Here is a 25,461-nt window from a genome sequence, read left to right on the forward strand (position 1 = left end):
GAAGCTAAAGAAGCTAAAGAAGCTAAAGAAGCTAAAGAAGCTAAAGAAGCTAAAGAAGCTAAAGAAGCTAAAGAAGCTAAAGAAGCTAAAGAAGCTAAAGCACAGTCTTTTGCTCAAAAAGTAACGCCTGAACCAACAGCCTATCAATGTTTTGCTGAGCAATGTCCAAGGGTGGATTTAAAAGAGATTCAAATTGATCTCAACGGAAAAGTACCAAAATTTATAACCCCTGTTGCTGTCGGTGAAATTCATGCAAATCAATGGACTCGTTTAGGTACGGAGTTCAATGTAAACTGGACAGATCAGAATCAAAATAAAACTTCAGAAAAGCTGATATTAAATGTCTTGGACATGCAGCATATGACTTTAAAAGATGAGTTAGGTCGTATCAACCGCTATAAGATGGTAGAGGCGAAAAAGCCTGATACTGATAAAAATTCAGATGTATTAGAAACACAATAAAAAAGCGGCTCAGCCGCTTTTTTTAATAAATTTTTTCAAAACCTTCCGGACGTGTTTTAAATCTACGGTGGAACCACATATATTGGGTTGGTGCTAAACGAAGTTGATTTTCAATAATCAAATTTGTTCGTGTCGCGTCTGCAATTTCATCTTCACTTGGCATATTGTCTAACGCAGGTTCAATCAAAATATGATATTTCGGATTTGTAATATCACCTTTACGGTAGAAGTAAAGTGGAATCGCGGCAGCTTTGGTCATTTTTAATATACGGCGATGTGCAGTTACAGTGGCTGCGGGTACACCAAAAAAGGGTGCCATAACGCCTTGTTTAAGACCAAAATCTTGGTCGGGACTATACCAAATAGGTCGTCCTTCTTTTAAATGACGTATTAATCCACGCATATCATCATGGTCGATTTGATGGGTATAAATCGTGGCACGACAACGGTAAATCAGCATATCTAGCAATGGATTATTTTGCGGACGATACACGACATCTGGATCAAAATACTGGGCACAGACATATCCACCTGCATCGAGTAGGGTAGAGTGTGTACCGAGTAGTAAAGCCCCACGCCCTTCTGCTTGTGCTTGTTGAATATGTTCTAAACCTTCAATCGTTACACGATCTTTAAACCATTTGGGACAGTACCAAGCATTCAGTGTTTCAAAAACACCGACCATTTGATCAATAAAGACTTGGCGAGCATTTTCATAACGGAGTTCGGGCATCCATTCAGGAAAGCAGACTTCTAAATTTCTTAAAGTTGTTTCACGACGTGAACGCAAGTATTTGAAAGCTACATTTCCCATCAGATACGCTAAACGATGCTGAATTGCCCAAGGTAATATCGCAAGGAGCATCAGAAATATAATACCAATCCAAATGCCCCAATATTTTGGCATTAAGAAAGACCACTGGAACTCTCCCGGTTGGTAGTTTTTCTGTTTACTCATATTCAAACTTGATAACAATTTAAGGTAATTCACTATATTAGCACGAACTGTTTTTTTTCGGCGAAGGCAACAATCGGATTCTTTAGAAAAACGTTCTTAGATTTTTCACATGAATTACTCATCAATATCAACATTAAGTGCCTAAGAACCTTTAACCAAAATTAGCTTGAGCAAACTTGGTGCAATTTTTGCAGAACATTTACTGAAAATGATATGAATACGAAGATGACCGTGAATGAATCAAGTATTGTTCAATGAGCCAGTCAAAAATGCACAGTATTGGTTTGCTAAATTAGAGTTAGGTTTTACCAAAGATTCAAATCGCACAATTTTGGCGCATCGTAAGCACTTTGGACCTGTTCGCGTGCAAAAGATGCTGTGGCCTGAAAAAACAGGAGTATGTCACGCCATTATTGTTCATCCACCTGCTGGAATTGCTGGTGGAGATCATCTCACCTTTGAAATGAAAATAGATCAGGATTCGCATGCTTTGGTTACCACACCTGGCGCAGGGAAGTGGTACAAAACCAATCTTAAACAAGCATTTCAACATATTCATATTCATGTCCAAGATGAGGCGATTTTCGAATGGCTTCCTCAAGAGACGATGCTCTTTAATGGTGCGAATGCAAATTCAGAAACGATCGTACATTTGGACGCTGCTGCCAGTTTTATCGGTTGGGATATGTTGGTGATTGGACGGCAAGCACGACATGAAACCTTCTCGCAGGGTGCTTACCAAAATAAATTTCAGCTTTATCAAAATCAGAAAATATTGGTTGCAGACTGTTTAAATTTTAAAGGCAATGATCGTTGGTTAAAGTCCTGTTTAGGGATGAACGGTCATGCAGTGATGGCCAGTTTTTGGGCAGTGCCTCCAGAACAATACCGGTCAAATTTCTATCTTGATCAATATATTGATCAAATTCGTGAATTAATCATGCGTATGAGTATTAACGTCACATTGACGTTACTCGATTACGTCGTAACCGCACGTTATCTCGGAGATGATGTACGTGAGTGTCATGATGCATTTGCTGCAATTCGTGCAAAGCTTCGTCGTTATTGGTTTGATCTTGATGAAGAGTTCCCAAGAATTTGGCGCACATAAATTTATTCTTGTCATAGCAACATAGTTAAGTTGTTTTAACACAAACATTTGAGCACACATCTTGCATCAATATTTAAAGATAGTGAGGAAAGCATTATGGAACTAACACCTACAGAAAAAGACAAAATGCTGATTTTTACTGCGGGGCTTGTAGCGGAAAGACGCAAGGCCCGTGGATTAAAGCTGAATTATCCAGAAGCAGTGGCTTATATTTCTGCCGCACTATTAGAAGGTGCACGTGATGGAATGAGTGTGAGTGACCTCATGCATTTTGGAACAACATTGCTAAAACGGGATGAAGTAATGGAAGGCGTGGCTGAAATGATCGCAGAGGTCCAAGTGGAAGCGACATTTCCTGATGGTTCAAAACTGGTCACTGTACATCAACCGATTGTGTGATGTCTGAGAGGAAAAATTAAATATGATTCCAGGTGAAATCATTACGTCCAATACAGACATTGAAATGAATGTCGGACGGGCAACGCTCAAAATGACGGTAGCAAATGCAGGGGATCGACCGATTCAGGTTGGGTCACATTATCACTTTGCTGAAGCGAATGATGCGTTGAAGTTTGATCGTGAGTTAGCACGAGGATATCGACTGAATATTGCTGCAGGTACAGCGGTGCGTTTTGAGCCAGGACAGAGTCGAGATATTGAACTTGTTGCACTCGCAGGTAAGCGTGAGGTGTATGGCTTTGCGGGTCGTGTTATGGGTAAGTTGGATTAAGGGAAAATAATAATGAAAATGTCACGCCGTGCTTATGCGGAAATGTTTGGTCCAACGGTAGGTGATCGAGTTCGTCTCGCGGATACTGAGCTGTTTATTGAAGTTGAGCAAGACCTCACTACCTATGGTGAGGAAGTGAAGTTTGGCGGTGGTAAAGTGATTCGTGATGGCATGGGGCAGTCACAACTGTTGGCTGAAGACGTTGCCGATACCGTGATTACCAATGCGCTGATTGTCGATTGGTGGGGCATAGTTAAAGCTGACGTGGGGCTAAAGAACGGTCGTATTTGGAAAATTGGGAAAGCAGGCAATCCCGATATTCAGCCCGATATCACCATTCCACTTGGTGCAGCGACGGAAGTGATCGCAGGAGAAGGGCAAATTCTCACCGCAGGCGGTGTCGATACGCATATTCATTGGATTTGCCCGCAGCAAGTTGAAACGGCACTGATGTCTGGTGTGACCACCATGATTGGTGGTGGGACAGGACCTGCAGCAGGGACATCGGCAACTACAGTGACACCGGGGCCTTGGCATATCGGGACGATGCTTCAAGCCATAGATGATTTACCCATGAATATTGGTTTACTTGGTAAAGGCAATTTGAGTCAGCCTGAGCCGATTCGTGAGCAAATTCGAGCAGGTGTGGTGGGTTTAAAGCTACATGAAGACTGGGGTTCAACCCCTGCAGCGATTGATAATTGCCTGAGTGTTGCCGATGAGTTTGATGTACAGGTGGCCATTCATACTGACACGTTAAATGAAAGCGGTTTCTTGGAAGAAACTTTGGCTGCATTTAAAAATCGTACCATTCACACCTACCATACCGAAGGCGCAGGCGGTGGACATGCCCCTGATATTTTAAAAGCCATTGGTCAGCCGAATGTGTTGCCATCTTCCACCAATCCAACTCGTCCTTATACTATCAATACCATTGATGAGCATTTGGATATGCTGATGGTTTGTCACCATTTAGACCCTGCAATTTCTGAAGATGTGGCATTTGCAGAAAGTCGTATTCGCCGTGAAACCATTGCTGCAGAAGATATTTTGCAGGACTTAGGTGCCATTGCCATGATGTCATCAGACTCGCAAGCGATGGGGCGTGTCGGTGAAGTGGTGATTCGTACGTGGCAAACCGCGCATAAAATGAAAGTGCAGCGTGGACCTTTAGAGGGTGACAATGCGACACATGATAATAATCGTGTAAAACGTTATATCGCTAAATATACAATTAACCCTGCAATTACGCATGGTTTAAGCCATGAAATTGGTTCGGTGGAAGTAGGTAAACTTGCTGACTTGGTACTGTGGAAGCCTGCATTTTTTGGGGTAAAACCGTCGATGATTATTAAAGGCGGGATGATTGCGGCTGCGCCGATGGGAGACATTAACGCTTCGATTCCAACACCACAGCCAGTGCATTATCGTCCGATGTTTGGTGCTAATGCGCGCGGTGTGCATAACACCTGTATCACCTTTTTATCCCAAGTCGCGATGGAGGCAGGCGTGCATGAAAAGCTCGGGCTGAAAAAGTTGATCAGTCCATGTAAAGGCACACGTGATATTCAGAAGAAAGATATGAAACTGAATAACTACTGTCCTGTGATGGAGGTTGATCCTGAAATTTATGAAGTGCGAGCGGATGGGAAGTTGCTGACTTGTGAGCCTGCGGAAGTATTACCGATGGCGCAAAGGTATTTTTTGTTTTAAGAATAAGCCCTTGTGAAAGGGCTTTGTTTTTTATAGTTTTATAGAAAAATAATACGGATAGAACATGGATAACTTACAGTTTGGTACGAGTGAATATTGGAAAGTCTGTTCTGCACATACATACAGACAAATACCTGAAGATTTAGACGCTAAAATTTTAGCTAATGTGGCTCACTTAGATGAATCAGAATTAATTTTAGTTTGGAATAGATATAATAGTTCAAGCTCTATCATTTATAAAATCCATTGTCTCGTTACATTGGCAGAATATTGGAAATTAAAATCTGACTATAGAAAAATTCAAAATATTAAGGGTATTTTTGACTACCTAATAATGAATAACTACTGTTTTCATAAGCAAGGATTTTTAGTTGATTGCGAGCGAAAATTGATATCAAGATTACAGGAGGTATTTGTTTCAATAGATAAAGCCCTTCTTAGTAGAATGATAGAGCATAACTTATTTAAAATAAAATCAGTTCTGAGTCTTATAAGGCTAGGTCTTTTAGATCAATTTAATCAGGTTGAGCGTTCAAAACTTAAGAGTTATATATTAAATAATATACATATATATTTTGACTATTCGGATTTATTTGATTCGGTTTTTCAATTTTTTGAGAAGAAGCAAGATAATTTATTTATTAAAGAGATTATAGATGCGGCATTTAATGATGTTATGTCTAAAGAGGGTAAAGAATATGTTTGGAACTATCATCAGGTATTAGAAAATTTACTGGTTTGGATTAATTACTCATTAGATAAACATGAAAATAAGAATATAATTCTCTTAGAAATCAGAAAGCTCGCTTCAAGTATTAAAGAACAATTTAAGGGGCAGGGAATACCTTATGGCTTATCTTCAGCTCATGTAAATGAAATTAGAAATGAATACAGTTCATTTGATTCTACTTTAGATATTTTTATTCAAACAGCTCATAGATTCATCAACTGTTATACGTATCAAGATAGTTTAGCCAGTCAAGGATTGAGTGAAATTTTTCATTTAGCGTTATTTGATACAGAATATTTAAAAATATCTAGTCTTGGGACAGGTATAGAAGAACTAAATATTCGACACTGTAAACAAATAATTGAAATATATTGTTTATTTGTACATGAGATATATTTACCTCTGTTAAAGGAAAGAAAGGATTTTTCATATGTATTAAATAATATAAAAATATTTGATAATCATATGGATAGTTTGATTTTTGAAAGTATTTCTCAATATTTGGATGAAAATTATTTCCTGTTTATTAGTTCTATTATACCTTTGATTGAAGCTAAGTTAAGAATTTTATTGAGAGATGTTGGAGAAGCAGATATAAAGCAAAATAAAAATGGTGGATTTGATTTTCGGGAAATAGGTGCTTTTTTCAGAAGTAAAAAAGTCCAAAGATACTTAACTCGATCAGAGTTATTAGTATTGAGCATGATTTTAGATAACCGAGCAGGATTTAATTTGAGAAATAAACTAGCTCATGGTTTGATGAAACCATCTGAATTTAATGGATACTATGCGGATATATTACTTATGGTTGTGATTTTTATTAGCTGTTTAGACTTTAAAGAAATGCACCAAGAAAACTCATAATTGAAATAAAAATATTTACTTTTGAAGCATGAAGTGACAGATTGTCTTGAGACAAATTTTGAATATACGAAATTAAAAAATTAACGATTGGCTAAAACTATATAATTTTAGTTCAAAGTACGGATATGATCAGAAGTACGTTATCTAAAGTCTTACAGGAACTCTAAATGAGCTCATTTTGGACTAATTTTTTAAATTCCTTCTCCAAAGAGTTTAAAAAGACCAAACAGAAAAAATCAAACTCCAACATTGGCGTCGCAGTTGATCATGATTCATCACATCAAAACTACGGTTTTGCCTCAGATAAAATCACTCGACTCAGCCCCGCAGGGATTGATCTCATTAGTCACTTTGAAGGCTTAAAGCTAGAAGCCTATTATGACCAAGCAGGAGTCTGCACCATTGGTTATGGCACGACGGTTTATCCACATGGACAGCCTGTGCAGATCCATGACCGATGTTCAGTTGAACAAGCTAAACGCTATATGCATCATGACCTAGCACGCTTTGAAAAAGCCGTAAGTTCATCCGTCAACGTACCCCTGACACAAAACCAGTTTGATGCATTGGTGTCATTGACCTACAACATTGGTGCAGGTGCTTTTAAAAATTCAACCTTACTCAAATTACTCAATCAGGGTGATTACGTGGGAGCAAGTCAGCAGTTTGATGTCTGGATTAAAGCAGGCGGTCAGACGGTACAAGGGTTGGTCAATCGTCGGGCAATTGAGAAAGCATATTTTCTAAAATAAATCCTACAGAAAACATGATCTCATCATCTATATCGAACTGAATACCAATACAACTTCTACCCGCATAAATAGACATGTTTAAAAATGTGACTTTGAGCAAATAATGAATGCTCTTCTTCTCAGAATTAAAGAAAAATAATGAGTTTAGATGTTTCAAAATATGTCATTTCGATCTTATTTTAGATCAATAAATAGGGGTTTTCCCTTATTGGCTTTAAGTTTATTACTTATCACAAATTGCCAAAATCACTATTCCACCTAGAAAAATCCGTTAGCTTAAGCAGATTAATCCCTAAAACACCCTAGATTCATCCTTATATTTCCCTGCCTCCTTTCAAGACTAGATTAAGACATGCGCTAGACGATTTAGAACATCGCCAGCAAGGAATTTAGCAACGAGGGGGATGCGGTAATGGTAAGGAAATATCTAACTTCTGTGGCATTGACTACATGTCTTTTCAGTAGCGCAAGTTTAGCGCTTGCCGCTGAAAATGGCGGAAGTGCTTATCCAGATGGGACAGAGAGTTTTTTTGGTGGAGCAATGCCGCCACCTGGGATGTATCTCGTCAGTTATAACCAATACTACAACGCAGATAAATTTAAAAATGATCATCCAGTATTTGATGATTTTAAAATTGATACTTTTGCCACAGTTGCTCGTGGTGTCTATGTCAGTGACAAAACATTTTTAGGCGCGACATGGGGCATGCATGCATTCCTTGTATATGCCCATGCTGATCTTACATTAGGTGGTCGTCAAGATGATCACATGGCAATGGGTGATCTCATTATCGATCCATTCTTATTGGGTTGGCATAAAGGGGATTGGCATGTGGCGACAGGTGTCGACTTTTATATTCCAATTGGCTCTTACAACAAAAATAGACTCGCAAATATTGGGCGTAATTATTACACCATTCAACCGATTATCTCGACCACATACTTAAATAAACAAGGTATCGAAGTCAGTACAAAGTGGATGTACGACATCAATTTCGAGAATAAGGATACCAAATATGAATCGGGCAACGCTTTGCATGTCGATTACTTAGTTGCGAAACACATGGGACCTTTGGCGGTTGGTGTTGGTGGTTACGTACATCGTCAGCTTGAAGGTGACTCAGGTGAAGGTGCTGTTTTAGGTGATTTTAAAGCTAAAGCAGCCAGCATAGGTCCGCAAGTTCGCTATCAATTCCCTAAAGGGTATGCAATCGCAGCGAAATATCAAAAAGAATTTGATGTTGAAAACCGACCAGAAGGTCAGAAGTTCGCAATTGATATCACCATCCCATTTTAAAACATTGTTACCTAAACATTAGAGCAAGCATATAGAGGTAAGGCCATGAAAATTGAGAATCAAGAATATGCAGCAGGCAGTGCTGGAGCTGTCGATTATTTAGTGGTGAATGAGTTTTCAGGCGGTATTGTGGGACCAAGCCAACGTATGCTGGGACCTTTAAAAAATGGTGGAACGTTAAAAACAGGCACACCGCCTGGCTGTTGGGGTCCAATGATTACACCTGCATTCCAAGGTGGTCATGAAGTGACACTCCCTGTCTTTATTGAAGGTGCAGAGGTAGGTGATGCTGTCGCTTTAAAGATTAAGGATATGCATGTCACTTCTACAGCAACCTCATCGGGTGTGATGCAATTTGTTGAAGGGCGTTATAAAGGCGATCCGTTTGTTGCGAAATACTGTGAAGCATGTGGTACAGAGCAACCGGCAAGTTATGTAGAAGGAATTGGTGAAGATGCGATTCACTGTAAAAACTGTGGGGCAGAAGTCAGTGCTTTTCGCTTTTCACATGGTTATGTGATTGTGTTGGATGAAGAAAACAAAGTGAGCTTGACGGTCAATCAAGAGATTGCCAACAAGTTAGCAGGCAATGCCAATGAGCTTTCTGCACTGCCTGAACATGCAGCGCAACATTCAATCTTGTCGCTTGCACGTGCTGATATGCCTGGGGTTGCTGCGCATATGCGTCCATTCCTCGGAAATATTGGTACGACACCTTCACGTGACTTACCAGACTCTCACAACTGCCACGACTTTGGTCAGTATTTGATTGATGCACCGCATAAATTCGGAATGACTGAAGAAGAACTTATCGCAGCCAAAACAGACGGTCACATGGATACCAATTCGATTCGTCCAGGCTGTATTTTGATTTGTCCTGTGAAAGTACCAGGTGCAGGTGTCTACATGGGAGATATGCATGCGCAACAAGGCAATGGTGAAATTGCAGGGCATGCCACGGACGTTTCAGGCGAAACAGAATTACAAGTGGAAGTGATTAAAGGTTTAACAATTGACGGCCCAATTTTACTTCAAGCACCAGATGACTTACCACCAATGGCACGTCCATTTACCAAGGAAGAGCGTGAAAAAGTGAAAGCATTAGGTGCGCGTTGGGGACAAACTGAGATTGAGGAAAGTGGTCCAATCACATTTATGGGAACAGGTAAGAACCTCAATGATGCAACGGACAATGCTTTAAATCGAGCGGCAAAAGTCACAGGTTTAAGTGTGGATGAGGTCATGAACCGTTGCACCATCACAGGCTCTATCGAAATCAGCCGTTTACCAGGAATGGTACGTGCAACCTTCTTATGCCCAATGCCAATTTTAGAAAAATTGGGGATCGCAAACTTAGTTCGCGAACATTACCAACTTTAATTCATCACGTGAACGGCGGTTGATTCAGATGATTCAAACGCTGTTCGCAAATAAGCATGAAATTTACTGAACTTAAAACTTAGAAACGAGAACTTGAACAGGAATGTCATATGAACAGTAATGCAAAACTCCGTTGGGGCGATTTATATCCAGAACTTGGTATTGAGCCGATTCCAACCGAACCATGTATTTCGCCAGAGATCTATCAAGAGGAAATTGAAAAAGTTTTCTCAAAAGTTTGGCTGAAAGTGGGGCGTGTAGAAGAAATACCAAAGAAAGGCGACTACAAAGTTAAACGCTTAGATTTTGCTAAAACCTCAGTCATTTTAATGCACGGTAAAGATGGTGAAATTCGTGGATTTCATAATATTTGTTCACACCGTGGCAATAAAGTTGTGGTGGAAACCGGCAATGAAACCTTTGGTTCAAACAAAGCCGCAGTCGTGACGTGTCGTTTCCACGGTTGGGTTTACGATGCTAAAGGTGATTTGGTCAGCGTACCTGAAGAAGAAAAATTCACTTCTTGTTTTGATAAAGGTCATAACGGTCTTGCACCTATTCGTACCCAAGTTTGGGAAGGTTTTATTTTCATCAATTTGGATAATGATGGCACTCAATCGGTAGAAGAATTCTTAGGTGGTATGGGACAGCATTTAGGCGGTTATCCATTCCATGAAATGGAAGAATGCTTTGCCTATAACACAGTTCTGAACTGTAACTGGAAAGTCGCTCATGACGCATTTGCTGAAGCGTATCACGTGGCGACCATTCATGCAGGCTCTTTCCCGAATGTATTCGCATCAGGTTTACAAGAAGTGCAATTGTTTGGTGATCATCGTACTTGCGCTGTGTGCTTAACCAAAAACGCCAATCCAAAACCAGCGGCTGCATTGTCAGGTGAGATCACTGGCGCATCATTGGTGAATCACTATGAACGTGTTCAGCTACCTAAATCAGTCAATCCAAATGATCGTGATGACTTCTCGTTTGAATTATCTGTCATTTTCCCGAATATCTTGGTGCATGTGACTGAAGGTGTATGGTTCACCCATCAGTTCTGGCCGGTCGGTCATAACCAAACCCGTTGGGAGGGTCGCTATTACCTGCCTAAAGCGAAAACCTATTCAGAGCGTTGGGCGCAAGAGTTTGCACAAGTATTACAACGTAATGCGTGGTTAGAAGATACTGCCACCATGGAAGATACCCAAGAAGCACTTGAGTCTCGAGCGAAAAAAGTGATGCATCTACAAGACGAAGAAATCCTGATTCGTCACGGTTACCACGTTCTTGAACAATACCTGAATCGCGCATAAGGAGAATGCACATGTCAAACATCATTTCACAATTGCCAGCTGACTTTTCAAGCTTAGAACCTTATGTCGCGAAATGGGCTTTAGGGACATCGAAACAACGTCATGCAGCACGCTTAAATTCGACTACAGCTGAATTGCAAGCTTTTTACGATGCTATTTTGCCTGAAATGCGCAAGCTCCTTGCAGCACTTGACCAATACGCTTTAGGTACCTTGCCTGAAGAGCTGCACAAGTTGTACTGGTTAAGCCTGAGTTTTGCCGAAGTTGCTCCACATATTGAACTTTATAAAGGTTCAGTAGGTGTGCCATACGCCTTTGAAGAAAAGCGTTTCGTTTATGAAACTGGTGATGTAGTTAACGTTTAAAAGGATCTCGAAGATGAGCCAGCACAATCTAGAACAGCGTTTGCACTATCTGGAGACCTGCGAGGCGATTCGTAGCCTGATCGGTCGTTATGCAACAGCGGCTGATCAGCGCAACAATTCAGCCATTTTACAGCATGTATTTCATGAGGATGCCATATGGTGTGCAAATGGTTTTGGAGAATATCAAGGACGCCAAAATATCTTGAATGCATTGTCAGAGATTGCAGAAGCACAAGTGCTTTGGAGCTTACATATCATGGCGATGCCAGATATTGAAGTCATTGATCAAAATCATGCAAACGCGTCATGGATGCTTTGGGAAGTCTGTAATCTGGCAGATTCATCAACACAACAAAACCAACCAACAACCTGTTGTTTAGGTGGTTTTTATAAAACGGAAGTACGTCGGAATCAATGGGGTGAATGGAAATTTGATCGTGTCGAACTGAATCTGACCTTCAATCAACCTTATCCGAACACAGCAATATAGGCACTGTATCAGTACGGCCTAAGGGGAATTCAAGATGAGAAAAATCGCAATTATCGGTGGTGGACAAGCAGGCTTATTACTGGCGTTCTCGCTACTCGAAAATAAATATGATGTCACTTTATATGTAGATCGCCCTGCGGATGAATTGTTACACGGTCGTATGGTCAGTACCACGATGTTCTTCGCCAATACATTAGAGTTTGAACGCAAACTTGGTTTGAATTTCTGGGATGGTAAAGCCCATCATGGTCAAGCCATTCATGTAGATTTCCGTGGTCCAGATGGTTCAATTGCATTGCCACTTACAGGATTCTTGCATCAGAACAAAGGTATCGCGATGGATCAGCGAACCAAGTATCACCGTTGGTTAGAAGAATATCCACGCCGTGGTGGCAAGCTCATCATTCAAAATGTCAGTCCAGAAGATTTGGAAGTAATCACTGCTGAAAATGATCTGACGATTTTGGCGGCAGGTAAGGGCAATATCACGAGCCTATTCAAACGTAATGAAACACGTTCAGTGCATCAAACACCGCCACGTAAATTGGCTGCTGCACTCGTCGTAGGTGATGATTTGTGTGGTCCAAATAGTTGGCAAGGTCAACCCTCACAGACCTTACATTTCAACTTCGTGGCAGGTGCAGGTGAATACTTCAGTATGCCATTCTACAGTCACACGCATGGTCCATGTCGTAGTTTCTTATTTGAATGTGTACCGAATGGTCCAATGGATATCTTCGATGATGTGACATCTGGCGAAGAAATGGTCCAACGCATGAAAGAAGCGGTTGCCAAAGTAACACCAGATCAAAGCTTCCGTATGGTCGATAATATGGAATTAAGTGATCCAAATGCATGGCTCAAAGGTGCATTCCGCCCTGAAGTTCGAGATCCTGTTGCAACCTTAGATAACGGTGCAAAAATTTGGGGGATTGGAGACACTGTCATTGTAAATGATCCAATCGCAGGACAAGGCGCAAACAATGCAACTCGTATGGTGGAGCATTATTTAGCTGCGATTTTAGCACGAGGTGATGAAGACTTTAGTGCAGATTGGATGACAGAAGTATTCGAGCAATTCTGGGAAAATTCAGGTCGTTATACCACAGAATTTACCAACTTGCTGTTAAACCCACCAAGTGAAAGCTTATTGCAAGTGTTAGGCGCAGCATCGCAAAACCAAGCCATTGCAGATGATTTTATGGGGCATTTCAACAATCCATGTGGTTTCTGGCCAGCGGTAGATGGTGAAGCTGGGGCAAAAGAGTACTTGTCACGAAAGGAGTTTCAACATGCAGCTGCCTGAATTACTTTGGCAGGATGTTGATCTGGCGGAAGCGAAATCGCTCCGTCAGGCATTTGGTGGCTTTGCGACAGGAGTGGCAATCGTCACTTGCCTAGACCAAGATCAACAACCTGTAGGGTTGACGATTAATTCCTTTAGTTCAGTGTCTTTAGATCCTGCATTGGTGTTATGGAGTTTAGTCAATCATTCTCCGAGCCGATCCATTTTTGAAAATGCTGAATACTTTGCGATCAATATTTTAGGTGCACATCAGCGAGATGTAGGTTTGAACTTTGCTAAGCCGATTGCGGATAAGTTCCAACATGGCACGTGGACTATTCAAGATTGCAAAGCACCTATTTTAGAAGGTTGTGTGGTGCAGTTTGTTTGCAAACGTGAACAACAAATTGAAGCAGGCGATCATCAAATTTTCTTAGGAAAAATTGAGCAATGTCGTCACAGTAACCAACGTCCACTGTTGTTCTGCAAAGGTCAATTTAATGAATGGCCTGAGTACAAGGAGGTTTCATGACAGACTTAAATGGCAAAGTGGTCCTGGTGACAGGTGGTGCAACGCACATTGGTCAAGCCGTGGTGCAAGAATTAAAAAGCTTAGGTGCACAAGTCATTGTTGCCGACATTAATCAAACGCAAGGTCAGCAAGTGGCAGACGCAACCCAAGCGCAATATGAATTTTTAGATCTCGCTAATGATGACAGTATTCGCACATTAAGTGCCAAATTAACACAGTTAGATATTTTGGTGAATTTGGCGTGTTTGTATGAAGATCATGGATCTGCCTCAACACGTCAAGATTGGCAAAATACTTTTAATGTGACCGTGTTTGGTCATGCAGCACTGGTCCAGGCATGTCGACCTTTGCTGCAGGCCAGCGTTGATGGTGCAGTGATCAATATTAGCAGTGTCAGTGCACGCATTGCACAAAAAGAACGCTGGGTCTATCCAGCGTCTAAAGCAACTTTAGAACAACTCACACAAAGCATGGCGCTTGATCTAGCGCAAGATGGTATTCGTGTACATGCACTCTCATTAGGTTGGACTTGGTCAGTACCAATGCAAATGATCTCTGGCGGAGACCGTACCAAGACGGACCGCGTGGCAGGACGTTTCCATGTGTTAGGGCGTATTGCGGATGCAGAGGAAGTCGCACAAGCATTAAGTTTGTTGTGTAGCCCGAAAGCAAAATTACTCACAGGCAGTGTGATTCATGCCGATGGTGGTTATCACATTCTAGGTCCTGAAGCCACAGATTCACCGATAGAGGAGTTAACTCAATGAACATTAAAATGACCAATGTTGCTGAGAAATTTTTGTGTTCAACCTCTGATGTGGAACAGGGTGAGGGACTACAAATCATTATTGACGGTTATCCTCCATTGGCAGTGTTTCACTTAGAAGATGGCGAGTTCTATGTCACCGATGATACGTGTACACATGGTGATGCATCATTGGCAGATGGTGAGATTGATGGCTGTGAAGTGGAGTGCCCATTTCATGCGGGTGCATTTAATATCAAAACCGGTGAACCATGTGGTGCACCTTGTACGATTCCACTGAAAACCTATCAATCGATTGTACGTGACAATAATGTTTATTTGGTGGAGTGATGCCGATGTATAAAATCCAAATAGACGGTCAAGCCGAATTTTATTGTTCAGCTAATGATGTATTGCTACGCGGTGGCTTACGTGAAGGATTAGGCATTCCTTACGAATGTAATGCGGGTGGTTGCGGGACGTGTAAAATCGAAGTCCTGTCAGGTGAAGTAGAAAATTTATGGGCAGATGCACCTGGATTAAGCGATCGTGATAAACGTAAAGGTCGGTTACTGGCGTGTCAGTGTCGCCCCAAATCTGATTGTGTCATTAAGCTTCGTTTAGACGAACAATGTGTTCCTAAAATTATTCCAAAACAAAAAAGAGTAACATTGAAGCATGCTCATTTGGTGACACATGATATTTTGGAAGTACATTTTCAATCAGATGAGCCAGCACAATTTATTCCTGGACAATACGCTTTAATTTGGGTGAATCAACAGTTACTTCGTGCGTACTCAATGTCTAACCTACCGAATGAAGAGGGGTTATGGATCTTCCAAATTCGACGTGTTCCTGATGGTAAAATGACCAATTTGTTATTTGATGAACAGTTACGTGAAAAGGCTGATATTCAAATTGATGGTCCATATGGGTTAGCGCATTTACAAGAGAAGCCTCGCCCTATTGTCTGTGTGGCTGGTGGTTCTGGACTTGCTCCCATGTTAGCGATTGCTCGTGGCGTTGCAGTTAACCCACATTTGCAACATCAAAAAGTCTGGTTTTTCCATGGTGGTCGTGAGCAACGTGATTTGTTTACTGAAAATCAATTACGTGACTGGACAGAGTTAGGGGAACGCCTCAATTATGTACCTGCAACCTCCTCTGAACTCATTGAAGGTATCCGTTCGGGGTTTATTCATGAAGTGATTCAAGATGTATTAGGCGAACAGTTGCTTGAGCATGAAATTTATTGTGCAGGTCCGCCACCGATGGTGAAATCTATTGAGCAAATGGCCCATCAAGCAGGTATTCCACAACAACAAATTCATTTTGATCGTTTCTTTTAATCGAAGATATCATTTTTCTCCCGCTCAGGCGATGGTTAACCCATCGCCGGTATTGAGCGATCACGACACATCAAGACCATATTGACGATCTGTGCGATAGATTCAGTTCCTAATTTCTGACGAATATGAGTGCGGTGAATTTCTACTGTTTTATGGCTGATATTCAACATTTGTGCGATATGTTTACTCGAAAGTCCATCGACCAATAAATTTATAATCTCACTTTCTCTTGGTGATAAAGATTTCAATTTAATCATCTGTTCTTGACGTTTTTCTTCTTCAATAAAGTCTTGTTCAGCAAGTTGCAGACAGGCTTGGATTTGATTAAGCATATGTTGTGGATTAAAAGGTTTTTCTAAAAAATCAAATGCCCCAGCTTTCATCGCATTGACCGACATTGGAATGTCGCCGTGACCAGTCATGAAAATGATCGGCATACGGTTTTTTTGTTGGTTCAATTGTTGTTGTAATTGCAAGCCACTCATTCCTCGCATACGAATGTCAAGAATCAAACATGCAGGCGTTTGCGGGCGCTGATAATTCAGGAATTCAGTAGCACTATTGAATGTTTTTGTTTCGAGTTGCACGGAATCGAGCAACCATGTGAGTGAATTACAAATGTCTTGATCATCATCTATCACATACACAATGGGCTCGGGAACATGAGAATTGGTTAAATACATTTTGTACGCTCCTGTGCTGCCAGAGAGATATTAAAAATAGCGCCGGACTCACCTTCACAGACCCATAAATAACCATGATGGTTTTCAATGATGCTTCGAGACAGAGTTAAGCCAATACCCATGCTGTTGTTTTTACTTGAATAGAAAGATTCAAAAATTTGTTCTGGATTTTGCCCTTCGAGTCCAGGCCCATTATCTGCAATTGCAATTCGAGCATGTTGGTTATGTTGCCAAGTGCGGATATAAATGTCCCTTTCACCCTCAGGGTTAGTTTGTAGAGCATCGACCGCATTGAAGACGAGATTGATAATGACTTGGCTAAAGAGCGTTTCATCTGCTGATATAAAAATAGGCGAAACACTTAATTCATAATGGATGGTACATCCACCTTGATCTGCTTTAAGCTTAATCAAAGGATGTAACTCTTGAATAAGATGACTCACAGAATGAATCTGGAAATTCGCTTCGCCTTTACGTAAAAAGCTTCTCATGCTGTGAATAATGCCATTGACGCGATGTGTTTGATTTAAAGCAGCATTGAGGGCATCAAGAGTCTCTTGTGTGTTGGCTAAACCGTTTTGAATGCGAATAATACTACCTCCAACGTAATTGTTGAGTGCAGCCAGTGGTTGATTTAATTCGTGGGCGAGCGCTGTAGCCAGTTCGCCCATCGTTTTGCAACGTGACATATGACCAAGTTGCTTTTCACGAGCACGTGCTTTTTCTTCAGCCTCAATACGCTCAGTGATATCACGATAATTCACCAATACTCCCTGAATATCAGGGTGATCTAATAAGTTACGATAGGTTGCCTCGTGGTGTCGCCATTTTCCATTGTGGTGCAAGATTTTGTAATGAATCACACCAACTGCACGTTGTTCTGTTTTCTTAAATAGAAGCTGTCTGACTTTAATACGATCATCAGGATGAATTGCAGTTAACACATTCTTATTGAGTACAAAGCGATCCCGATAACCAAGAATACCTTGTAATGATGGGCTGGCATAAAGTAGTTTGCCTTGTAAGTCGAGAATAGCAATTCCATCTCCAGAATGCTCAAGCAGCATTTTGAAATATTGATCTTTAGACTGTAGAGCATATTGATACTTTTTGATTTCGCTGATGTTACGTACTAGAGCGAGAAGCTTTGGTTTATTTTCAATCTCAACTTTTTTAAGACATACTTCAACTGGGATATGACGTTGGTCTTGAGACTCTATTAACCATTCAAATGTGATTGCTTCGTCTTTTGTAGTGGCGGCCTGTTGAACTTTTCGGAGTGCATGATGCAAATCAAAACCATGTTGAAAAGCACTGATCTTTTCAACGTTCATTTGTGTCAATTCAGATTTACTATATCCAGTAAGTTCTACAGCGGCTTCATTGGCATCCATAAATTGGACACTGCCAATATCATGTACAAAAATTGCATCGCCCGCTTTATCAAAAATAGTTTGATAATATTGTAAGCTGGTCATTGTAGGTCCTTACCTGAGATGGCTTCCGGCTATCGGGTATAGGGTGAAATATCGTCACTGATAAATCATTTTTTTTATAAGTAAATACTGCATTAAGGGGCAGCATCTTGCAATTAGACTTAGGGTCTAATTACATACTTTTAACATATAAAAATATTCATGTGAAAAATTTATCAGTGATCTCAATGTTATGCAATTTAGATACCATGTTACTTCAACTGATTTAGGTGACAGTTACACGAGGAATGTTAGCTCAAAAAATATCATCTTTTTATCTAACGAATAAAATCAAACTTTATGCTATCTACATACAATCCTTTTTTGATTAGTCATTACACTGGATGAGGCATAGAATAAAACCCGTCAGTCCTACTCATTAAAGTGATATTTTTATGGCGTTCAGTTGGATTCTCTTTACCCTCATGGCTGCTTTTATGCAGGCTTGGCGCAATGCCTTTCAAAAACAATTGAGTACCACTGTCGATGTATGGGGCGTCACCCTTGCACGCTTTATCTTCGCCTTGCCTTTTGCATTGATTTATTTGAGTAGCCTTTATCACTTCTCACCTGTAACAGCGACTGTTCAATTTACGACAAAATATTGGGTTTATATTTTTATCGCAGGCATTAGCCAAATTTTAGCGACTGCGTTAATGGTGCAGTTGTTTAAGCAAAAAAACTATGCCATTGGCGTGGGACTGGCTAAAAGTGAAGCGATCTTAGCTGCAATCATTGGCGTTGCTTTTCTCTCTGATCATTTGTCATGGTTGGCATGGTTTGGGGTGTTACTGGGTGGTTTTGCTGTGTTTCTGTTGAGTCGGGGACATGGTTTTACTGGATTTTCACCCAAAACACTGATGATTGGCATCGGAAGTGGTTTGTGTTTTGCTATCACTTCACTATTGGTCAGAGAGGCCAGTCTTGAACTAACAATGTTGCCAACAATTCATCGCGCTGCATGGGTATTACTGTCGGTGATTGGCTTACAATGTTTGAGTATGCTTTTGTATCTCAGTTTATTCCGTCGTCAAACTTTGCTGGCGATGTGGCAACGTCTAGGACTGACCTTTAAAGTCAGTGTATGTAGTTTTATGGCATCGCTCGGATGGTTTACTGCCATGAGTATGATGAGTGTCCCAGTGGTGAAAACACTTGGTCAAATTGAAATCTTATTTAGTTTGTTGATCTCCGCTTATTTCTTTAAAGAAAAGCTAGCGAAAGCCGAACATTGGGGATTAGCCTTAGTTGTGATAGCGGCAATCTTGGTGATCTGGGCTTAAACATTTTTATAGATCATTGAATATTCTTTAATAAGAAGAAGGGGATGCACCAATAGATTTCATGTTGGCATGAATAATGCTTAATTTTGATGCGTAAATGGATTGATGTTGAACAAGACATTTCGCGAGTTGAAATTAAAGCAAAGTATTCAAGCGACAATAGGAAAGGCATGAAAATCTATACTCAAAGAATAGAAGCAGTGACAGAAGATCAAGCTTTCGAAACTGTGCAACTCAACTTTGATACACGACAAAAGAGCCGTTTTCGTGCAACTTTAGTTTCAGGGTGCGATATTGGTGCAGATTTACCGCGCACAGGTATTCTTCGCGGCGGATCATTTATTGCAACTGAATCAGGTGACTTACTGCGGGTGGACGCATTGCCCGAACGCCTGATGTGTGCCCAAGCTTCTTCTGATTTTGAGCTTTTGAAAGCAGCCTATCATTTAGGGAATCGTCATGTCCCTCTTATGCTCACTCCTCATGCATTATATTTTGAACCTGATCATGTCTTAGCAGAAATGGTCGAAGGATTGGGTTTAATGGTGACTGAAGTGGATCATCCATTTGAGCCAGAAAGTGGTGCTTATGCTCAGCATGGACATGATCATCGTCTCAGCCCAATCAAAGCGATTCATGCTCATGCGCATCACTAATGCAGCTCACTTACTCAAACTGTTAACTTTGTCGTCTACAGCTTTGCCTGTAGGCGCTTATTGCTATTCGCAAGGTGTTGAAAGTGCGATCGATCAAGGTTTGATCCATGATGAGCAATCCAGTATTGCGTACTTCGAAGAAGTTCTGGAAATGCTTTTGGTTCGTTTTGAGCTACCTGTATTGAAGCGTTTGATGCAGGCCCATGATGATGAACAGCAGTTTAATCATTGGGCGCAGTTGTATCGGGCCAGTCGTGAAAGTCGTGAGTTATTGGCTGAATCGCAGCAGTTGGCATTTTCCTTGAACGCATGGATTAAAGATGTATTGAAAATGCCCGTTACGGTCAAAAAACAACTTGGATTTGTACCTGTATATGCTCAGTTATGTGGGCGATTGGATCTGAATATCGAAGATGTTTTAACGGCGTATACATTTACTGTTTTAGAAAACCAAGTACTTGGCGCAGTCAAAACTGTGCCGCTCGGTCAGATGAGTGGTCAACGAATTTTGTGGCATTTACATGGCTTAGTCCCAGATGCCATAACGCATGCAATGTGTATAGAAGATCATCAACTTAGCAGTGCCTTACCTCAATATGCCATGCTCAGCATGTCTCATGAAACACAATATTCGCGTTTATTTAGATCTTAAAAATTATCATAAGGAATCAATCATGTCAGAACGTTCTCCTTTACGTGTCGGAATTGGTGGACCAGTCGGCTCTGGTAAAACAGCACTGACTTTAAATTTATGCCGTGCATTACGTAATAAATACAATATGGCGGTGGTGACCAATGATATTTACACCAAAGAAGATTCCAACTTCTTAACTCGTCATGAAGCCATGTCACCCGATCGTATTGTGGGGGTGGAAACTGGCGGTTGCCCTCATACGGCTATTCGTGAAGATGCCTCAATCAATTTGGCAGCGATTGATGACTTATGTGAAAAGTTTGCTGGTCTAGAGTTAATTATCATTGAAAGTGGTGGTGATAATTTGGCAGCAACGTTTAGCCCTGAACTGTCTGATCTGACGCTATATGTGATTGATGTTGCTGGTGGTGAAAAAATTCCACGTAAAGGCGGTCCAGGTATTACCAAGTCTGACTTACTGATTATCAATAAAACAGATCTGGCGCCAATGGTTGGAGCGAATTTGCAGGTGATGGATCAAGATGCCAAGCGTATGCGAGGAGATAAACCGTTCTTGTTTTCAAACATGAAAACTGAAGATGGTTTAAACGAGATTATCAGTTTTATTGAAAAACAAGGTTTATTCAAAGCTTAAACAAGAGGGCTTAAAGGATGAAACAATGCAATAAATTCGGTCTATTCATTCTGGCAAGTGTTCCGAGCCTTGTAATGGCACATCCAGGCCATCATCACCATGACGCTAATTTTTGGACGGGCTTCATTCATCCGTTTACAGGATTGGATCATTTGATGATGGCACTCAGTTTCGGCGTTTTGATGTGGAGCATGTCTAAAATTTGGAAGATGATTGGGGCATGGGGCTTGCTTACAGCGCTCGTTGCTGGATTCAGTCTAGGTGCGCATGGAATTATTCCGAATGGCGTTGCAGAAATTGGAATTGTAGGTTCATTGTTCATCTTAGCTGTAAGTTTATGGACCAAATCGAACAGAATTTTTCCAGTTGCAGCAGTGTTTCTATCAGTTTTTCATGGTTCAGCACACGGAGCTGAATTAGCGATGAATGGAAATGTTGGCGTTCAGATTTTAGGCATGATTACTGCCATGGCAATGATTTATGCTCTTGGACTGGGTTTAGGGGCATTGATGGTGAAATTTGTTCCACAAGGTAAAAAGATTGTAGGTGTACTAGCAGCATTGGTTGCAGTAATTGGTTTAGCGTGATCAAACTTGGCAAAATAAAAAACTCCGCAAGCGCGGAGTTTTTTATTCATCAGGGTAATCAGCCACCATTCGCAAGACTTTCAAGCGCTTCCCAGCGCTCTAATTTCTCTAAAAGTAACTCATCAATTTCAGTAAGGCGAATCGAAAGTTGAGTTGCTTTGTCACTATCTGTCACAAATAAAGAACCATCAGCTAAAAGCGCATTAATCTCGGCTTGTTCCTTTTCCAAAGCTTCCATTTCAGCAGGAAGTTGTTCTAAAGCACGTTGATCTTTATAGCTTAGTTTTACTTTTTTAACTGCGGGTGCAGGGGTTGCCGCCGCTTCAGCTTTTGCAGCTGCTTTCTTCACCGCAGATTTCTGATCGACTACAGTTTGATCAGGACGTTGCATGAGGTAGTCTTGATAACCACCGACATATTCATCGATATTGCCTTTGCCATCGAATACCCAAGTTGAGGTCACGACATTGTCCATAAAGGCACGGTCATGCGAGATCAACAATAAAGTTCCTTTGTAATCACTGAGCATCTCTTCAAGCAGCTCAAGCGTCACCATATCCAAGTCATTGGTTGGCTCATCCATCACGATGAGGTTCGATGGTTTAAGCAGTAATTTCGCTAATAAAATGCGGTTACGTTCACCACCAGAAAGGGCTTTTACAGGTGTACGAGCACGCTCAGGGGAGAACAAGAAATCTTGTAAATAGCTATAGATATGACGACGTCCGCCATTGATATCGACAAAGTCTGACCCTTCGGCCACGTTGTCTTTTACCGATTTTTCAAGATCGAGCACGTTACGAAGCTGGTCAAAATAAGCCACTTCGAGTTGTGTCCCTGTTTTGACCGTACCTGAGTGTTCTTGTTGACCCAAAATTGCTTTGATCAGCGTGGTTTTACCGACACCGTTGTCACCGACTAGACCAATACGGTCACCGCGTAGCACCAATGCGTTAAAGTTTTTGATAATTGGAGGATTGTCGCCAAATTGCACACTGAGGTTTTCAATTTCGAAGACCACTTTGCCTGAACGTTGAGCATCTTGGGTGGCCATGCTCACTTTGCCTTGCTGCGAACGGCGGGCTTTAGATTCTTCTCGTAATGCTTTTAAGGCACGCACACGACCTTCGTTACGGGTACGACGTGCTTTAATACCTTGACGAATCCAAACTTCTTCTTCTGCTAACTTTTTATCGAACAGCGCATTTTGTTTTTCTTCTGCTTCCATCTGTGCAGCTTTGAGTTCGAGGTAACGTGAATAGTTCCCTTCATAACTGCGTAAGATGCCACGATCCAGTTCCACAATACGTGTAGCAATACTGTCTACAAATGAACGGTCATGCGAAATGAAGAGTAATGTTAGATTATTTTGATCGAGTAAGAATTTTTCTAACCACTCGATACTTTCAACATCTAAATGGTTCGTTGGTTCGTCGAGTAACAAAACATCAGGTTGGGTGAGTAGTGCGCGTGCAAGAAGCACACGACGTTTACGACCACCTGAAAGATCAGCTAAATCAGCATCAGGATCAAGTCCCATTTTACTGAGGATTGAATTCACTTTAGTTTCAAGTGCCCAACCATCTAATTGATCCATTTTATGTTGCAAGTTACCCATGCGATCGCAAGCTTCCATATCGCCGAGTACACAAGCTTCGCTTGCTTCGTGATAAGCTCTAAGAACAGAAGCTGCTTCACCTGCGCCATCTGCCACAATATCTGCAACACGTCCCGAGTCCATTGGCACGTCTTGAGCCAGCATAGAAATGGTAATACCATTTTGCAGGGAAACTTCACCAGCGTCAGGCAATAAACTTCCATCAATGAGTTTAAGTAAAGTAGACTTACCCTCACCATTACGGCCAATCAAACACACTCGTTCGCCGCGCTCTAAACTAAAATTCGCGCCGTCGAGTAAGTACGGTCCACCAAATGCGAGTTGGACGTCCCTTAAGGTAATATAGGCCATAATGTTTCCTGAAATCCCCTGATGAGGACTTATAATGTCGAATCAAAAAAATCTAAATGAGCAGGCGTCATTTTCCGCACCCATAGAAGATTTGCAAGTCCGAATTGCATTTTTAGATGAATTAGTTGATCAGTTAAATATTCAAATTGCATTACAAAGCCGTGAAATCAGCGATTTAAAGAAACAAATGCAAATTTTGTATCAACGTGTTGAAGCTACTCATGCTGACGATGGTGTTGCTCCATTTGATCCAATTTTGGATAAACCGCCACATTATTAAGACGTGACATAAATACTGATTATTTATTAAGAAGTATGCGTAAATAGTTTGACCTTTGATATGAAGGTCGTTGTAATAGTCTTTTCACTTGCCGAATTCTGAATCTTATCCTATGAGCGCTAAAGTTGTCCTAATAGATCTTGAAAATAACATGCCGACTTCGACGTTATTTCGGGAGATTGTGCAACATTACACCACGACCTATCTATTTCATTCGAAAGGGAGTTTTTATTACAGTCTCACTGATTTGACTGAATTTGCGAGTTGGATTAGTAGTGGTCAAATTGTCATTTTAGAAATGCTTGAGGCAAAAGAAAAAGAATTTGAGTACGCTGTGATTGTGGGGCAAATCTTGGCATTGGTTGAGCATGGCGCAGAGATTGATGTGATTTCTGCACGAGACTGTAGCACCATGTTGGCTGACATGATGCGAGCTTCTGGCATTCAATGTAATTTGATACAGGTACAACCAGAGCAACCTGTGTCAAAACTCAAATACAACGTGCCTTCAGTTGAAACTATTCGTCAAAATCATGATTTATTTAAAGTAAAGCAGTATTGTGATGTTGTGGTTCGTATGGAAGGGAAGCCCAACACCTTAGCTAAGCTTAAAAACTCGATCGAGAATACGTTGCGCATAAATGACGAGCACAGCGCTAAATTGATTGGCATGCTGATTAATTTAAAGGTAGTTAAAAAAGAAGGTGAGCAAATTTCCTTTCGTAAAAAGGTATTAAAGCAGTGGGCTCAATTGGATATGAATGTTGATGAAGATGTAGTAGCAGACCACAAGCTTGGTCAGGTAGATGCGTTATTGGCGAAGCTACATATCGAAGCAAAAGACATTTTAGCTGAAATTGAAGAGTCACAAGACATTCAACATATTCAGAGTGATTTGTTTAAAAATTTTGAAAAAATAGATCCTGTCCAGCTGGAAGTCATCCAAAAATTGAATGCTTTAAAATCCGGAAAGCCTAAAGATATTTATGAACTGCGTGATTTATTAGAACAGCTATTTCCAAAATCTGATGTGCGATTATTGCTTAAGGAAATGATTGATAAGGGATATATTTATTGGAATGGTCATGAAGTACTTTATAGCCATGAGATGTTTTTGAACTAAAATATGCCTAGGAAAAAAGCGATGATTTTATCGCTTTTTT

The 25,461-nt window shown here is 40.9% G+C and carries 28 protein-coding genes; 24 read left to right on the forward strand and 4 right to left on the reverse strand.

Features of this window, described 5'->3' with window-relative positions; translation table 11 throughout:
- Window positions 1-462, forward strand: a 462-nt coding sequence (locus AC1M9A_RS07660) for a hypothetical protein (RefSeq protein WP_481609974.1), incomplete at its 5' end; no start/stop codon positions are given.
- Window positions 463-484: 22 nt separating this feature from the next.
- On the opposite strand, the gene AC1M9A_RS07665 is transcribed toward AC1M9A_RS07660, so the two are convergent.
- The gene (locus tag AC1M9A_RS07665; RefSeq protein ID WP_481609975.1) at window positions 485-1,420 is read right to left on the reverse strand and encodes an LpxL/LpxP family acyltransferase; all 936 of its coding nucleotides are present in this window, start codon (window positions 1,418-1,420) and stop codon (window positions 485-487) included.
- A gap of 235 nt (window positions 1,421-1,655) precedes the next feature.
- Here AC1M9A_RS07665 and AC1M9A_RS07670 point away from each other — a divergent pair, with 235 nt between their 5' ends.
- From AC1M9A_RS07670 to AC1M9A_RS07745, 16 genes are all read left to right on the forward strand, one after another.
- Complete coding sequence (locus tag AC1M9A_RS07670) at window positions 1,656-2,531, forward strand: urease accessory protein UreD (protein ID WP_481609976.1); 876 nt, start codon at window positions 1,656-1,658, stop codon at window positions 2,529-2,531.
- A 96-nt stretch (window positions 2,532-2,627) separates the two neighbouring features.
- A complete protein-coding gene (ureA, locus tag AC1M9A_RS07675; RefSeq protein ID WP_035270654.1) occupies window positions 2,628-2,930 on the forward strand; it encodes an urease subunit gamma in 303 nt (100 codons plus the stop codon).
- A 22-nt stretch (window positions 2,931-2,952) separates the two neighbouring features.
- The gene (locus AC1M9A_RS07680; protein ID WP_481609977.1) at window positions 2,953-3,261 is read left to right on the forward strand and encodes an urease subunit beta; all 309 of its coding nucleotides are present in this window, start codon (window positions 2,953-2,955) and stop codon (window positions 3,259-3,261) included.
- A 12-nt stretch (window positions 3,262-3,273) separates the two neighbouring features.
- Window positions 3,274-4,974, forward strand: coding sequence for an urease subunit alpha (gene ureC / locus AC1M9A_RS07685; RefSeq protein WP_481609978.1), 1,701 nt, complete (start codon window positions 3,274-3,276; stop codon window positions 4,972-4,974).
- Window positions 4,975-5,038: 64 nt separating this feature from the next.
- Window positions 5,039-6,568 carry a DUF4209 domain-containing protein gene (locus tag AC1M9A_RS07690; protein ID WP_481609979.1) on the forward strand — a complete coding sequence of 510 codons (1,530 nt, stop codon included), beginning with the start codon at window positions 5,039-5,041 and terminating at the stop codon, window positions 6,566-6,568.
- Between the two features lie 167 nt (window positions 6,569-6,735).
- Complete coding sequence (locus tag AC1M9A_RS07695) at window positions 6,736-7,320, forward strand: lysozyme (protein WP_481609980.1); 585 nt, start codon at window positions 6,736-6,738, stop codon at window positions 7,318-7,320.
- A 412-nt stretch (window positions 7,321-7,732) separates the two neighbouring features.
- The gene (locus AC1M9A_RS07700) at window positions 7,733-8,617 is read left to right on the forward strand and encodes a SphA family protein (RefSeq protein ID WP_481609981.1); all 885 of its coding nucleotides are present in this window, start codon (window positions 7,733-7,735) and stop codon (window positions 8,615-8,617) included.
- Window positions 8,618-8,662: 45 nt separating this feature from the next.
- Window positions 8,663-9,997, forward strand: a complete 1,335-nt coding sequence (locus AC1M9A_RS07705; protein WP_225530670.1) for an acetamidase/formamidase family protein — start codon at window positions 8,663-8,665, stop codon at window positions 9,995-9,997.
- A 110-nt stretch (window positions 9,998-10,107) separates the two neighbouring features.
- Window positions 10,108-11,310 (forward strand): aromatic ring-hydroxylating oxygenase subunit alpha, encoded by a 1,203-nt coding sequence (locus tag AC1M9A_RS07710; RefSeq protein ID WP_481587618.1) that lies wholly within the window; start codon window positions 10,108-10,110, stop codon window positions 11,308-11,310.
- A gap of 11 nt (window positions 11,311-11,321) precedes the next feature.
- Window positions 11,322-11,675, forward strand: coding sequence for a hypothetical protein (locus AC1M9A_RS07715; protein ID WP_481587617.1), 354 nt, complete (start codon window positions 11,322-11,324; stop codon window positions 11,673-11,675).
- A 13-nt stretch (window positions 11,676-11,688) separates the two neighbouring features.
- Window positions 11,689-12,165: a nuclear transport factor 2 family protein gene (locus AC1M9A_RS07720; RefSeq protein WP_481587616.1), complete on the forward strand. Its 477-nt coding sequence runs from the start codon at window positions 11,689-11,691 to the stop codon at window positions 12,163-12,165.
- Between the two features lie 34 nt (window positions 12,166-12,199).
- Window positions 12,200-13,471 (forward strand): styrene monooxygenase/indole monooxygenase family protein, encoded by a 1,272-nt coding sequence (locus tag AC1M9A_RS07725; protein ID WP_481608985.1) that lies wholly within the window; start codon window positions 12,200-12,202, stop codon window positions 13,469-13,471.
- Entirely contained in the window at window positions 13,458-13,982 is a 525-nt protein-coding gene (locus tag AC1M9A_RS07730; RefSeq protein WP_481608984.1) for a flavin reductase family protein, read from the forward strand. Before AC1M9A_RS07725 ends, AC1M9A_RS07730 begins: the two co-directional genes overlap by 14 nt.
- Window positions 13,979-14,749, forward strand: coding sequence for an SDR family oxidoreductase (locus AC1M9A_RS07735; RefSeq protein WP_481608983.1), 771 nt, complete (start codon window positions 13,979-13,981; stop codon window positions 14,747-14,749). The genes AC1M9A_RS07730 and AC1M9A_RS07735 overlap by 4 nt, the downstream gene beginning before the upstream one ends.
- Entirely contained in the window at window positions 14,746-15,078 is a 333-nt protein-coding gene (locus tag AC1M9A_RS07740) for a non-heme iron oxygenase ferredoxin subunit (RefSeq protein ID WP_092766730.1), read from the forward strand. The genes AC1M9A_RS07735 and AC1M9A_RS07740 overlap by 4 nt, the downstream gene beginning before the upstream one ends.
- Before the next feature lie 5 nt (window positions 15,079-15,083).
- The gene (locus AC1M9A_RS07745) at window positions 15,084-16,076 is read left to right on the forward strand and encodes a 2Fe-2S iron-sulfur cluster-binding protein (RefSeq protein ID WP_481607785.1); all 993 of its coding nucleotides are present in this window, start codon (window positions 15,084-15,086) and stop codon (window positions 16,074-16,076) included.
- Between the two features lie 35 nt (window positions 16,077-16,111).
- Here the strand turns inward: AC1M9A_RS07745 and AC1M9A_RS07750 are convergent, their stop codons facing one another.
- Window positions 16,112-16,759 carry a response regulator transcription factor gene (locus tag AC1M9A_RS07750; RefSeq protein ID WP_481608982.1) on the reverse strand — a complete coding sequence of 216 codons (648 nt, stop codon included), beginning with the start codon at window positions 16,757-16,759 and terminating at the stop codon, window positions 16,112-16,114.
- The gene (locus tag AC1M9A_RS07755) at window positions 16,750-18,237 is read right to left on the reverse strand and encodes a PAS domain S-box protein (RefSeq protein WP_481593284.1); all 1,488 of its coding nucleotides are present in this window, start codon (window positions 18,235-18,237) and stop codon (window positions 16,750-16,752) included. The genes AC1M9A_RS07750 and AC1M9A_RS07755 overlap by 10 nt, the downstream gene beginning before the upstream one ends.
- Window positions 18,238-18,629: 392 nt before the next feature.
- Here AC1M9A_RS07755 and AC1M9A_RS07760 point away from each other — a divergent pair, with 392 nt between their 5' ends.
- The 5 genes from AC1M9A_RS07760 to AC1M9A_RS07780 all read left to right on the forward strand — a co-directional run bounded on the left by AC1M9A_RS07760 (window position 18,630) and on the right by AC1M9A_RS07780 (window position 22,049).
- Window positions 18,630-19,517 carry a DMT family transporter gene (locus tag AC1M9A_RS07760; RefSeq protein ID WP_481609982.1) on the forward strand — a complete coding sequence of 296 codons (888 nt, stop codon included), beginning with the start codon at window positions 18,630-18,632 and terminating at the stop codon, window positions 19,515-19,517.
- Window positions 19,518-19,687: 170 nt separating this feature from the next.
- Complete coding sequence (gene ureE, locus AC1M9A_RS07765) at window positions 19,688-20,173, forward strand: urease accessory protein UreE (protein WP_481591590.1); 486 nt, start codon at window positions 19,688-19,690, stop codon at window positions 20,171-20,173.
- Entirely contained in the window at window positions 20,160-20,825 is a 666-nt protein-coding gene (locus AC1M9A_RS07770) for an urease accessory protein UreF (RefSeq protein WP_481590387.1), read from the forward strand. The genes ureE and AC1M9A_RS07770 overlap by 14 nt, the downstream gene beginning before the upstream one ends.
- A gap of 22 nt (window positions 20,826-20,847) precedes the next feature.
- Complete coding sequence (gene ureG / locus AC1M9A_RS07775) at window positions 20,848-21,462, forward strand: urease accessory protein UreG (RefSeq protein WP_481609983.1); 615 nt, start codon at window positions 20,848-20,850, stop codon at window positions 21,460-21,462.
- A gap of 17 nt (window positions 21,463-21,479) precedes the next feature.
- Window positions 21,480-22,049 (forward strand): HupE/UreJ family protein, encoded by a 570-nt coding sequence (locus AC1M9A_RS07780; RefSeq protein WP_035266789.1) that lies wholly within the window; start codon window positions 21,480-21,482, stop codon window positions 22,047-22,049.
- A 58-nt stretch (window positions 22,050-22,107) separates the two neighbouring features.
- On the opposite strand, the gene AC1M9A_RS07785 is transcribed toward AC1M9A_RS07780, so the two are convergent.
- Window positions 22,108-24,018: an ATP-binding cassette domain-containing protein gene (locus AC1M9A_RS07785; protein ID WP_481609984.1), complete on the reverse strand. Its 1,911-nt coding sequence runs from the start codon at window positions 24,016-24,018 to the stop codon at window positions 22,108-22,110.
- Window positions 24,019-24,052: 34 nt separating this feature from the next.
- On the opposite strand from AC1M9A_RS07785, the gene AC1M9A_RS07790 reads away from it, so the two are divergent.
- Window positions 24,053-24,298, forward strand: a complete 246-nt coding sequence (locus AC1M9A_RS07790) for a SlyX family protein (RefSeq protein WP_035266784.1) — start codon at window positions 24,053-24,055, stop codon at window positions 24,296-24,298.
- Between the two features lie 112 nt (window positions 24,299-24,410).
- A complete protein-coding gene (locus AC1M9A_RS07795) occupies window positions 24,411-25,421 on the forward strand; it encodes a hypothetical protein (protein ID WP_481591573.1) in 1,011 nt (336 codons plus the stop codon).
- Window positions 25,422-25,461: the final 40 nt, after the last annotated feature.

The sequence above is a fragment of the Acinetobacter sp. ANC_7634 genome, from assembly GCF_056779875.1.